Consider the following 13115-nt stretch of genomic DNA (forward strand, 5'->3'; position numbering starts at 1 on the left):
AATCAGTGGGGGATGAACAAAACCCCCACTGATTAAAGTTTCACTTTATCCCCTTGTTCCATAAACTGTTTTTTTAACGGGATACTTACAATAAGCGCTGACATTGGCACATCTCCCTTGCATTGAATTAACTTCATTGTATAATTTTTCATTTATTCTAACAATAACAACAATAAAAAGACCCTCCAAATTTAGAGGGCCTTTCCTAATAGCAAAACTGTATTATTTCGTAAACATTTTCTCTGCTTCATCCATTGCCATTTTGTTACCTAAAGCAGAATAGTCAAGCCATGGTTGATCATTAATAATGTATACGTGCTTACCTTTAACAGCTTTTAAGTCTTTCCAAATTGGTGTTTCTTGCAGTTGTTTAAATGCTGCTTTTGCTTTATCGTCTCTATTTACGACAACGAAAATAGCATCCGCATCAAAGTCAGGTAATACTTCTTGTGAAATTACTTCGAAAGGACGGTTTCCATCAATTTTCTCTACACCATTTGCAGGTTGTAATCCTAAGTCTTGGAATAGAATTGGTCCCATCGGTCTTTTCGTACTAAATACACGTAATTCTTTTGCAGTAACGCGAATTGCCATTACTTTTTCGTTATTACCTAACTCTTTATCTATTAAACTTTTTACTCGTTTTGATTGTTCTTCATAGTCTTGAATATATTTATCTGCTTCTTTCTCACGGTTTACAAGTTTACCTACTTCTTTTAAATGATCTCTCCACGTACCTTCATCTAAATTAAAAGTATGTGTTTTTGCAATTTTTTCGTATTTCGCTAAATCTTTGCCAGCATATTTTTCATCCACATAAATTTCAGATGGTTTTAATTGTAGTAATGCTTCCATATTCGGATCTGTTACAACGCCCAGTTTCTTCGTATCTTTCAACTGTTCTTTCACGTGAGGTAAGAAATCTTTTAAATCTCCACCAATTACAGAACCTACCGGTGTAATTCCTAATGCAAGTAAGTTATTCGTTAAATGAATAGACATAGAAGCAATTTTTGGATCATTACTTTTTTCAGTTTTTTTAGTTGCCTCTTCACTAGATTTCGTTTGACCACATGCTGATAATACTAAAATAAACATAATGCTAAATAAAATAGTAAGTTTCTTTTTCATATGTTCTCCTCTTTGAAGTATTTATTTTGTTTTTGTAAGTAAATAAAGAAAATATGGCGCACCTAAAGCCGCTACTACTACGCCAGCTGGAATAGAGTTTGGCTCAAATAAAGATCGCCCTATCGTATCCGCGAGTACTAAAATAATCATTCCAATTATGCCAGCTAACGGAAGGAAATGTTGATATGTACTACCTACTAACTTTCTTGCGATATGCGGAGAAACTAAGCCGATAAAGCCAATTCCCCCTGCCATTGATACACTTGCACAAGACAATCCTACCGCTGTAGCTAAAAGCAGTAACCGTTCTTTTTGAACAGATACACCAAGTCCTGCTGCTACACTATCACCTAGTGACAGTGCATTTAACGTTTTGGATTTCAGCCATGCGTACGGAGTTAGTATCAAAATCCAAGGTAATAACGCTAGGACATGAATCCAATCTCTTCCCCACACGTTACCAACTAACCACCTAGAAGCGAATGTATACGTCTCATCATTTAACTTGAGCGAGAAAAATAACGAAAGTGCACTAAAACCAGCTGAAACTGCAATACCAACAAGAATAAGTCTAATGGGAAGTAAACCTTTCGACCGATCACTCGCAAGCAAAACAATAAGAAATGCAGCTAACACTCCTCCGCCAAATGTAAATAACGGTATTAAAATCGATGCACTCTCGTTAATAGAATGAAAGAAAGTAACAAATACAATAAGCCCGAAAGATGCACCCGAGTGTAATCCAAGAATACCAGGATCTGCGAGAGCATTCCGAGATAATCCTTGCAAAATCGCACCGGAAACCCCAAGGCCAATACCTGCTAACATTGTGATTATAATTCTTGGCATACGATAATCGTATAGCACGGTTGCACTCTCAAAATCACCATAGCCAAAAAGCGTTTGAATTACTTTGAGCGGTGCGATGCTCAGCGTTCCCGTATTTAAGCTAATCAAAATTACAGCGATACTTATACATCCGAAAATTGTAGTTACAGTAATAGCTCTCTTTTTATCCGTGCTAAAAAGATCCTTCACTTATAACTCCCTCCCAACTTTACGTGCTATATAAAGGAAGAACGGAACTCCAACAAGAGCTACCATAATTCCTATCGCAAGTTCTTTAGGAGGATTTACTGTTCTTGCTCCTAAATCAGCTAAAACTAATAAAATAGCTCCTAATAATGCTGACATAGGAATAATAAGTTGATAATTAACACCTACTAATTTTCTAGCAATGTGCGGAATGACCAATCCTACAAATCCAATGGAACCAACAGCTGAAACAGAAACACCTGCTAGAATCACTACCATAATCATCCCGAGTATTCTCGTTCGGTTCGTTTTTACACCTAAATTTGTAGCGACATCATCCCCCATGGATATGAGTGAAATAGATCGCCCTAGCGCTGTCGCAAAAACAATTGTTATGAGAATAATAGGCACTAAAAATTTCAAGTGTTCCCACTTAACCCCCGCAACACCACCAGCATACCAAAACGCTAAATCTTGGCTTAAGTCATAATAAATCGCGACACCTGAACTTAACGAATGTAAAAGCGCGGCCATAACTGCCCCTGCAATCGTTAACCTCATCGGCGTTAGCCCGCCTGATGTTGCTGATCCAATAATAAAAATGAGTACTGTACTTAAAACTGCTCCAATAAAGGAGACAATCATTAAATAGGAATACGGCATATGCGGGAAAAAAGCAAAACTAAGTGCTACTACAAACATCGCACCTGCATTTATTCCGAGTACACCTGCATCAGCTAAAGGATTTCGTGTTACCCCTTGCATAACAGCTCCAGCGACTGCAAAAGCAGCTCCTACAACTGCTGCGCCAATTACCCTTGGGAGCCTTAATTCATAAATAATTTGATGCTGTGTTAATTTCGGATTATAATCAAAAACCGCTGCCCACACAGTTTGCAAATGGATATCCTTTGCACCAAATGCAACGGCTAAAAATATAGCTCCAATTAAACATATAATTGTTAAGCTCATGAAACATATGAACTTAATATGTATCCAGCGATTATTGCCAGCATGTACAGTAGACTTATGTAACATGTTTCATTTCATCCTTTATATTCAGTTCTTTTTTATAATTATTTTTTATTTATAATCATTATTGATAATAATTATCATTTTCATTTAGATATTATATCCCCACTTTTTTTAAATAGCAAACTATTTTTTTACTTTGTTAAACTATCAAAATACTTATTACAATTCCCTTCTAAAACTTCCAAATACATGCAAAATGACGTACTGTTTTATTTTCAAATTTGTAGTATACTAAGTTATTATTTTGATTTTTCAAATAATAATCCTGAAGGTGAAAACATGTTTTATGTAAAACAACTACTCTATTTTACTTATGAACAAGCATTATCCTGTTTGTTCCCTGTCATTATTTTTTTAACACTTGCTCTTTCAAAAATCATATCGATTCCAGGGCTGTACCGATATGATTTCATACTCATCGTATGTCTTCTTATGCAGTGGATTATGTACAAAACAGGTCTTGAAACAAAAGATGAACTAAAAGTAATTACTGTCTTCCACCTCATCGGCCTTTTACTAGAAATATATAAAGTACATTTCGGTTCATGGAGTTATCCTGAAGAGGCGTATTCAAAAGTTTTCGGAGTTCCGCTTTACAGCGGTTTTATGTATGCGAGTGTCGCAAGTTACATATGCCAAGCGTGGAGAAGATTGCATTTACAAATGCATCATTGGCCGAAAGCTATTTTTGCAATACCTCTAGGAGCAATGATTTACTTTAATTTTTTTACACATCATTTTCTATATGACTTTAGATGGGTATTAACTTTAATTTTATTCATTGTTTTCTTTCGCACATTTGTGGAATTTTCATTACGAGGCGTTACATATAAAATGCCGCTCGTACTCTCATTTTTCCTTATCGGATTCTTTATTTGGATTGCAGAAAACATCGCTACCTTCTTCGGAGCATGGCAATATCCAAATCAACGTGAAACATGGAGCCTCGTTCACCTTAGCAAAATTAGCTCATGGTTTTTACTCGTTGTTATTAGCATTATGATTGTTACACAACTCAAACATTTGAAGCAGTCGAAAAGATAATGCTGATTATGTAAAAACAGTTAGCCCATCACTCATTAGAGAGTGATGGGCCTTTTTTAAACCATCCTCATCAAAGGCATTATAGGTTCATCATAATTTACGAGAGCATAAGCAGTTGCACATTATGAACTAGTACTAGCAGAAGAGGTTGCTGCAGATGAAGCAGCAATCGTTGCCATCATAGCTGCCTGTTGTGCTTGTATGAGGACTTCTATCATAGTTTGTAAACCTGTGTTGGTTGCTTTACTCTCCTCACCTTTCTGACTTACAAACAGTTGAATAGCAATAAGAATATTCGTATCTGTATGCCAACGGAATAATTTCTCCCCCTGCAATTTTTCAATCAATGCTTTAATAGAATGAATCTCTTTTTCTCCATCCTCAAGTAACGCTAGTAGCCCGATAGCTGGATAATGCATCTGTTTCACTTTTACCTTTTCTTGTTTTAACAACTTCCATATGTTTGTGCATTTTGCAACTAATATTTCTTCACGGACATCCTTCTTTAGTGAAAGAATATGACTTAAAAATTGAAGATCATTCCCTTTACGCAAACCAGCTTTCGCTAGTTTCTGATAAAGACGTTCTACTCGGTCCATAAGTGTTTCTACATTCTCTGATTGTCCTGCTAGTAAAACCGCGAGCGGATAATCATTTGTACCTGTAAGAAAGAGATGATCCTTTTTCATGCGTTTATATACTTGTATCGAACGCTGAATGTGCGTACCTTGCTGTCCACGTTCTTCTGTTAAAAGCACAGCTGCTGCGAGATAAGTAAATATACTCCGGCTAAAGCCACCAGCGACCAATTGTTCATATAAATCTAAAAACCTCCGAAAAGCTTCCTTGTAATCTGTAAAGTGAATATCTAATGTTGCGGCCACCACAAAGCGATGATAAGACTTTAAGTATGAAAACATCCCTACCTGATTCTTAATATAACTACTAATTTCTAAAAAACGTCCGAGATCAAACAGTTTATCACTACCTGCATACATAGCAGCAATCATCATACCTGTTCGAGAATCACTCGTTTTCCATTTTAGTTCTCCCTTTAACTGTGCATATGTATGTGTGTATTGCTCCAACTTTTGTTCCAATGTAATCATAGTATTCCCCCATTTTCTAGTTCCTCTCTTTTATTATACGTATATTCCATATTTAGGAATACCCTATTTCATACAGATTTTGCAACCTTATACTTTCTTCTGTATTATTTTCAATATTTTTCTATTAAGTAATACAAAAAAAATAATAACTACCATAAAATTTAGGATGTTTCTTTATCCTAATTGGTTGGTTTTCTTTCCTTCTTCATCAGCATCACGATGATTAGCGTTCATAATCCTTAATCCTTCAAGAAGTTCAACAACAAAAAAGATAGATAATAAATTATCTACCCTTTTTTGTCTATATATTATTTAACATTACACCTGTATTGTGAAAAATAAGGTTGTAATTACTTACACCTCAATTTCGTCAAAACATCTGTGATTTCGTTTTTTATATGCAATTAAACTTTACCAAAAACTAAAGAGCCTTAATAATACGTTCCATCGCCTTCATTTGACCAATATGATCCGCTTCATGATAAAGCATCATACCGTAAAGCTCACCAACTGTTTCCAACCCTAAAAATGGCTCTGGAAGTTTATTTTCAAATGCTTCTGCTGGAATTTCTTGAATGCGCTTCGCTTGTTCTTTTAATTGAACCGTTAACACTTCTAATGATGGCCCTTCTGTTTTCCATTTAGATGGTCTTGATCCATACCCAAACATACCTGGATATTCAGTTGGTAATTGTTTAAATTCTCTTCCAAACATGAAAGTTTCTGCCGCCGTTAACACGTGACCGATATGCCAGCGAATTGTATTGTTAAAGCCCTCCGGCTGCGTATCCGCAGTTTTGTCATCTAACGTTTCCATAAATTGAAGTAATGCCCCACGCGTTATTTCAAATTGTTTTAAACCAATTATTCTATTCATTTTATCGTCTCCTTTTTTATGTACAATTTATTATGAACTAAGGATGTTAAACTTATTAAAGTTTCACCTTGTTTAATCTATCAGAAACAATTAAGAAAAACATCTAATATGCTTAGTAAAAATAATAAAAGGTTCACCCCTCGTAAATATAGAATTACTTACTACACAAATAGTTTAGTAAATAAAAGAGGAGTGTAGTTGCATGTTACATGTTTTAAAACAGCAATATAATCTTATTAGCTCTACAAGAGAAACTCTATTTTCGTTTTTAGAAGAAATCCCACGAGAAAAATTGCACAGCACAGTTCCTAATTTCGGAAGCGGTAGCATTTTAAAAACCCATATTCATGTAGCTGATTGCTACCGATACTGGCTTGGATCATTCGCATTCAAGCAAAAACGAGCAGATTTTTCATTCGCTAGTGATTATGAAATTGAGCATGCAGATGTCGAGAAAGCTCGTGCTAGATTTAAGTTAGTCGATGAGGTTGTAATGCGTTTTTTAGATGAATACAATGACCGTTGGCTCGAAAATATAGCAAATGAAGTGAAATGGCAAAAAGAACCTTGGAGCACAACTCCTCTATGGCTTTTAACTCATGCGGAAACACATGAATTTCATCATAAAGGTCAAATTGTATCAATGGCTCGTCACCTCGGATACACTCCTCCTGACACAGACCTTAGTTAGTTAATTACTGCAACTGAACTTAATAAAGTGAAACTTTAATCAGTGAGGGCTTTGTTCGTCCTCCACTGATTATTAGCCTTCACCAATCGGGCGTTTACGGGCAGTTGATCTCCCACCTAACTTCTTTGCTCCAGCCAAATTTTAAGGTGGGAGTCTTACTGCCCACAAATAGCGGGATAAACACAAAAAGAAAGAGCCCGTTTTGATTAATATTTTTCAAAACATGCTCTTTCTTTCCGTAAATAAGTTAATCGTTTATTATATTACTTCCTCACCTATAACACCTGTTAATTAAAAGATTCCCTCGTTACCTCAATAAATTGCTGCAGTGGCGATGTCATCCATTTATCTTTATGCCAAGCGATTTGCGTATAAATCGGAGCGATTGTATTTTCTAAATGTAACTCTTTTATCGTTCCTTCTCGTATATCTTTTTCTACTACTATCGCTGGTAACACAGCTATACCTAAATCTGCAATAACGCATTGTTTAATTGCCTCGACACTAACAAATTCAATCTTATTTGCTGGGTATACATCTTCCGCACGGAATAACTCTTCAAATAAAGTCCGATACGAGCAACCTAGTTCTGTTAGTAAAAGTGTTTCGCTTTCTAAATCTTTTGTAGAAACGGAAGGTTGTTCAAGTAAACGATGCGTAGGAGCAGCTACTACTTTTAATTCTTCTTTCATAAGTGGCTCCACATGTAAAACATCCTCTGTTTTACATTCGTCCAAAATAAATACAAGATCTACTTTCCCCTCCATCAATTGTTCCTTCGCATCTTTATTGGAATGTGCAGGTTTAAATATAAGCTTTATTTGGGGAAATTGTGCTTTAAATTTCTTTAATATAGATGGAAGCCTATATGTACATTGACTTTCTTGTGCACCGATTATTAACGTACCCGCTATTTCCTCATCATCTTTCACAGCCATTTTCGCTTCGTTACTGAGTGCAATCATCTTATCAGCATATAGTTGAAACTTCCTGCCTGCTTCAGTTAAGAAAAGACGTTTTCCTAATCTTTCAAATAATGGCGTACCGAGCTCAGCCTCTAACGTTTTAATTTGCGCCGTTACACTCGATTGAGCAAAGTTCAATTTCTTCGCAGTTTGCGTAAAGTTCAAAGTGTCCGCTGCTACTTTAAATGTAATTAATTGTTTTATCTCCATTTATCATCCCTCTTTTCAATCGGTATTTCCGATTGATTTCATCGAAATAATCCTCTTTTTCTATTGATATTTGTATTGTATGATAAATAGCATCGACAAACAATAAAATGGAGGTATTCCATATGAAAACACTTTGTTTCGAACAGTTTGGAAGTCCAGATGTACTACAATATAAAGAAATACATGATCCAATCATAAATCCAAATGAAGTTCTTGTTCGCATGCAAGCAATCGGATTAAACTTCGCTGATATTTATAGACGCCGCGGCGATTATCATCTCGCTGGTAACCCGCCTTATATATTAGGTTATGAAGGCGCTGGTATTGTTGAAAAAGTAGGAGCTAACGTTACTACTATCAATCCCGGAGACCACATTGCATTTGCTGACGTTCCATTCTCAAATGCAGAATTAGTTGCCGTTCCATCTGAAAAAGCAATTACACTTCCAGACTCTATTTCTTTTGAAACAGCCGCTTCTGTCTTATTGCAAGGTCTAACAGCACATTATTTAACGAAAGATAGCTATCAAATAAAACAAGGCGATATAGCTTTAGTACACGCTGCAGCTGGTGGCGTTGGTCAACTTCTCGTTCAAATGATTAAACTACTGGGCGGAACAGTAATCGGTCTTACATCATCAAAAGAAAAAGCACAAGTAGCTACGTTAGCTGGTGCTGATCACGTATTTTTATATACTGAAGCATGGCATACGAAAGTACTTGAGGTGACTAATGGTGCCGGAGTAAATGTTGTGTATGAATCAGTAGGTTCTACACTCGTGGAAAGTTTTAACGCTACTAAAATTGGCGGTACTGTCGTATTTTACGGAATGGCCGGCGGTAATCCTATACCTGTAGATCCACGTATGCTTATGGATACTTCAAAGACTTTAACAGGTGGAGACCTTTGGAATGTACTTACTACTTTTGAGGAACGTAAGCAGCGCTCCGCTCAATTATTTGATTGGATTGCTAGTAGAAAATTAAACATCGCGAGTCCTACTACATTCTCTTTACAAGATGGTGCTCTTGCACATGAATTATTAGAGAGCCGAAAAAGTACTGGGAAGATTTTATTAATTCCGTAATCTTTACAATAAAAAAAAGAAAAGATAAGCATATAAAAGAGCATCGATTCCGATGCTCTTTTAGTATGGAATTTTGTTAGTTTCTTTTTATTCCAGTAATTTTCGGCTCATCATATGAAATAATGTCGATGATATGGTTCAAACAAGGAATTTGATAGTGAACGAACTGCTCTTCAGGAAATATAAATTCAGCAATTGTTCCTGCTTTAACAAAATCCAAATATCTTGATTTTGAGTAAACTCTAAAAATTCTACCTTCTGAAATTTCGTAGTCATCCATTACAGTAAACGATTCATTAGTAACGGAGTAAGCAATATACGATTCAAAATCCAATTGCACAATTGGCAGATTGTCATCAACATCAATGGATGATGCTTCTATTTCAACCTCATCTTTAATTTTCATAAGTCCCTTAGTTTTATTAACTTTGCACCTATCAATAAGTACCCTCAATAAATTTTCTTCAGGTTCAAACAATTTGTTTAAATATATATATCCTTTAAATTCCATCAAATCTTAAAAATCCATTATTCCCTCATTTTGAAAATCTAAAAGGAATCGTAATACACCCTGTTAAATTTCCACACTTTCTTTCCCTTTTGCAACATAACTCATATCTCCAACCGATTCTACTGTATATTCCCCATCTTGATATACAACTTTCGTTACACTTGCATTCTCTACTCCCAGTTTTGTTTTACTACTGTCTAACATTTCTATTAAGGCAGTAATCAAAAGCCCATGAACGACAACTAAAACGTTGCCACCTCCATTTTTAGCAGCTTCTTCACTAATTTTATCAATCTCTGTTTTTATGCGAGTAGAAAATAATTCCCAATCTTCCGCTTGTTTCGTAGGGTCTGCTGCTCTAATAAGATTAATCACTTCTTGAATAGAGAACTTCATAAGTTCTTCTGGTGATGCAACGCCTGCAGCTTTTCCAACCACATCCCACATATTTTCAAGTTTTTCACCTTCAAAAATACCAAAATTTAATTCTCGTAATTTTTTTCTTTTCTCAAGTTTTAACTTTGATTGCTCACTATATTTTAATACTAAATTAGCAGTTTCAATCGCTCGGCCGCTATCACTACTATATGCATTCATAAAATGAACATCTTTTAATCCCGTTCCTAAATTAGAGGCAACTTCCACACCTTTTTCTACTAACGGGGAGTCTGCCCAGCCTTGCGCGCGATGATTCGTATTTAATATTGTTTTTCCGTGTCTTGTAACATATAACGTAACTACATTCTCATTGCTATCTGTTTCTCGATTCTTCATCATATTCTCTCCCTTTACATTTCTATATCAATTTTACCACCTTAATTATTCATTGAGCAAAATATACGTAAGTGAATCGTCTTAATAAAAAAGCTACCTTTCTGTATATCCCTACAAAAAGATAGCATCTTTTATGATTATTCCTTAACCGATACTCCTACTCAGCAAAAGCACTCGAATATTGTACAATTCCATCTACACCTTGCAGAGCGTTCTCACCTAACTCAATCACCATAAACACTTCATCTGGCACTTCAAATGGTGCTTTTATATTCCAATCACTTGCTTTTTTAAATCCAAATTTCGGATAGTACTCTGGATGCCCTAATACCACAACAGATTCATATCCTAGTTCTTTCGCTTTTTCTAAAGCAGCTACGATCAGTTTTCTGCCAATTCCTTTTTTCTGATGGCTTGGAGTAACTGATACTGGTGCAAGTGCTAATGATTTTACAGAAGTTCCATCCTGTTCTATTGTAATTTTCGATAACATAATGTGACCGACTGTTTCCTTATCTACCGCAACGATAGATAACTCCGGAATAAATGCGTCACATTCTCTAATACGTTTTACAAGTTCATGCTCTTTTTTATCACTAAATTCTTCATTTAAAAATGCCTCTTTTACAACTTCTTCTGTCTTTCTATAATCATTTTTTTGTTCTTGTCTAATCGTTACCATTCTATATTATCCTCTATTCTTTCTTATTTCTTTTTCAATTTTACGAAGCGCTTTTTTCGATCCGCGCTCAATATCATGCTGCATTTTTCTTTCTTTATAATCGACAAATAGTGTATTTAAATCATATCCTTCTGGGTATAATTCTTTCGCCGCTACCTCTAAAGTAATACGTTTTACATTCACTTCAACGAATTCACCGTTATAATATACAACAACATTATAGAAATTATCTTTTTCCTTATATACAATCCCGAAATCGTTATGATCTAACAAATTCACACGGTCGCCAATTTTATATTCATAGTCATTTTCTCTTTTTTCTTGCACGAATTTCGGTTTTCTAATTTTACTTTCATTCACTTTTTCTATAGCGTATTCTTTATTTCCCATATACTCTTTCGCTCTTTGCAGTACATGTTCTTTTACATTCATTTTATTTGCAATCCAAAGTGCATTGCTTTCACCAGATTTACCGATCACTAATTTATAAAGTGGCTCTAGTGTCTCACTATTAAATTGCATTGCTGCGTTCATAAAATCACCGTGCATTTCTGAAAATCGTTTTATTTCACCGTAATGCGTACTCGCAATTGTAATACATCCCGATAGATAAAACTCTTCTAAAATAGATATCGCAAGAGCCGCACCTTCATTTGGTTCTGTGCCGCTTCCTATTTCGTCAAATAACAGTAACGTATTATTATTTGACATCCTCATGATTTCAGAAAGATTTTTCATATGAGATGAAAATGTACTTAGTGCATTTTCGATACTTTGGTTATCACCAATGTCTACAAATATATTTTCGAAAATAGCAATTTCTGTTTCTTTATCTCCAGCGATGTGCAATCCTGACATCGTCGCTAAAGTTAACAATCCGATTGTTTTTAATACAATTGTTTTCCCGCCTGCATTTGGTCCTGTAATAATTAAACTACGATAGTTTTGACCGATTTCAAAGTGTAACGGTACTACTTTTCCGCTTAAAAGCGGATGCTTACAATTTACTAAATGAATGTAGCCATGATCATTTAACTTCGGCTCTATTCCATCAATTGATTTACTAAACTTCGCTTTCGCAAATACCATATCATATTGGCTAATTAGTTCCATATTAATTTTTATATGATAAATATTTTCTAATACCATTCCTGATAAAGTCGCTAAAATTTGATACTCTTCCATCGCTTCTTCTGCTTTCAAACCCGCGAGTTCCGCATTTAACTTTGTAACCGTATGCGGTTCTATAAATACAGTAGAACCTTTTGCAGAAGCTTCAACAATACTTCCAGCAACTTGATTTTTATAGGAAGATTTAATCGGAATCGTATAGCGATCATCCTTTTTACTAATAAAGAATTCCTGAATATACTTCTTATTTGCACTACTATTTAAAAACTTCGTTAAACGTTCTTTTATTTTTCCGTCTACAGAATCAATGTTATTTCGAATTCGTTTTAACTCTTTACTAGCCGCTGCATCAATGCTATTTCCTTTAATGGAAAAGTTAATTTCCTCTTCAATACTTTTAAATTCAGTCATCGAATTTGCATAGGAAGCTAATACTGGTGCAAAAAATTCTTTATCTAACATAAATTTTTTAATCTTTCTACATCCACGTAAAAAGTCTGAAACACTCACTAACTCTGCTGGATCTAAAATCATCCCTTTTTCTAATTTTTGAATTGTACTAGCGATATTAGAAATTCCGAAGAAAGGCACATGCCCTTCTGCATCTACTATAGCTCGTGCTTCTGTCGTTTCATTTAAGCGATTTCTCACTACTTTTATACTCGTACTCGGCTCTAATTTATTTAATAATTCCTTACCTAATCCACTTACACAATAAGATTTCACTATTTCCATTAATTCGTTATATTGTAACTTTTCAAAAGTCATCGTATTCATTTTGTTTCTCCTCACTATGATTGGTTTTTATCATCAATGAAGATACCTACTCATT

At 35.1% G+C, this 13115-nt stretch carries 12 protein-coding genes and 1 pseudogene; 3 read left to right on the top strand and 10 right to left on the bottom strand.

The genetic code is table 11. The features are described 5' to 3' along the window. Positions 1-222: 222 nt before the first annotated feature. The 3 genes from MKX37_RS16835 to MKX37_RS16845 are packed head-to-tail and all read right to left on the bottom strand — an operon-like array spanning position 223 to position 3204. Positions 223-1131, bottom strand: a complete 909-nt coding sequence (locus MKX37_RS16835) for an iron-hydroxamate ABC transporter substrate-binding protein (protein ID WP_002014213.1) — start codon at positions 1129-1131, stop codon at positions 223-225. A 21-nt stretch (positions 1132-1152) separates the two neighbouring features. Next, on the bottom strand, positions 1153-2169 hold the full coding sequence (locus tag MKX37_RS16840) for a FecCD family ABC transporter permease (RefSeq protein ID WP_016120579.1): 1017 nt from the start codon (positions 2167-2169) through the stop codon (positions 1153-1155). Next, complete coding sequence (locus MKX37_RS16845) at positions 2170-3204, bottom strand: FecCD family ABC transporter permease (protein ID WP_002128403.1); 1035 nt, start codon at positions 3202-3204, stop codon at positions 2170-2172. Between the two features lie 276 nt (positions 3205-3480). On the opposite strand from MKX37_RS16845, the gene MKX37_RS16850 reads away from it, so the two are divergent. After that, a complete protein-coding gene (locus MKX37_RS16850) occupies positions 3481-4245 on the top strand; it encodes a DUF817 domain-containing protein (protein ID WP_063225733.1) in 765 nt (254 codons plus the stop codon). A gap of 122 nt (positions 4246-4367) precedes the next feature. Here the strand turns inward: MKX37_RS16850 and MKX37_RS16855 are convergent. Together MKX37_RS16855 and MKX37_RS16860 are read right to left on the bottom strand one after the other, a co-directional pair. Further along, positions 4368-5404, bottom strand: a pseudogene (locus tag MKX37_RS16855) (DUF4003 domain-containing protein). A gap of 371 nt (positions 5405-5775) precedes the next feature. Beyond that, positions 5776-6231 (bottom strand): DinB family protein, encoded by a 456-nt coding sequence (locus MKX37_RS16860; RefSeq protein ID WP_002014205.1) that lies wholly within the window; start codon positions 6229-6231, stop codon positions 5776-5778. A gap of 202 nt (positions 6232-6433) precedes the next feature. Here MKX37_RS16860 and MKX37_RS16865 point away from each other — a divergent pair, with 202 nt between their 5' ends. Next, positions 6434-6922 carry a DinB family protein gene (locus tag MKX37_RS16865; protein ID WP_078422210.1) on the top strand — a complete coding sequence of 163 codons (489 nt, stop codon included), beginning with the start codon at positions 6434-6436 and terminating at the stop codon, positions 6920-6922. Positions 6923-7209: 287 nt separating this feature from the next. On the opposite strand, the gene MKX37_RS16870 is transcribed toward MKX37_RS16865, so the two are convergent. Then, complete coding sequence (locus MKX37_RS16870) at positions 7210-8097, bottom strand: LysR family transcriptional regulator (RefSeq protein WP_016127368.1); 888 nt, start codon at positions 8095-8097, stop codon at positions 7210-7212. 122 nt (positions 8098-8219) lie between these two features. Here MKX37_RS16870 and MKX37_RS16875 point away from each other — a divergent pair, with 122 nt between their 5' ends. Then, on the top strand, positions 8220-9185 hold the full coding sequence (locus MKX37_RS16875; RefSeq protein WP_002165322.1) for a quinone oxidoreductase family protein: 966 nt from the start codon (positions 8220-8222) through the stop codon (positions 9183-9185). 76 nt (positions 9186-9261) lie between these two features. Here MKX37_RS16875 and MKX37_RS16880 read toward each other — a convergent pair whose 3' ends face one another. The 4 genes from MKX37_RS16880 to MKX37_RS16895 form a co-directional block, all read right to left on the bottom strand. After that, the gene (locus MKX37_RS16880) at positions 9262-9696 is read right to left on the bottom strand and encodes a hypothetical protein (RefSeq protein ID WP_002128410.1); all 435 of its coding nucleotides are present in this window, start codon (positions 9694-9696) and stop codon (positions 9262-9264) included. Between the two features lie 63 nt (positions 9697-9759). Next, on the bottom strand, positions 9760-10470 hold the full coding sequence (locus tag MKX37_RS16885; RefSeq protein ID WP_033708031.1) for a histidine phosphatase family protein: 711 nt from the start codon (positions 10468-10470) through the stop codon (positions 9760-9762). A 157-nt stretch (positions 10471-10627) separates the two neighbouring features. Then, a complete protein-coding gene (locus tag MKX37_RS16890) occupies positions 10628-11152 on the bottom strand; it encodes a GNAT family N-acetyltransferase (RefSeq protein WP_078422211.1) in 525 nt (174 codons plus the stop codon). Between the two features lie 6 nt (positions 11153-11158). Further along, on the bottom strand, positions 11159-13060 hold the full coding sequence (locus MKX37_RS16895; RefSeq protein WP_078422212.1) for an endonuclease MutS2: 1902 nt from the start codon (positions 13058-13060) through the stop codon (positions 11159-11161). Positions 13061-13115 lie beyond the last annotated feature (55 nt).

The sequence above is a fragment of the Bacillus sp. FSL R5-0709 genome (assembly GCF_038004785.1).
Classification (GTDB): Bacteria; Bacillota; Bacilli; order Bacillales; family Bacillaceae_G; genus Bacillus_A; species Bacillus_A mycoides.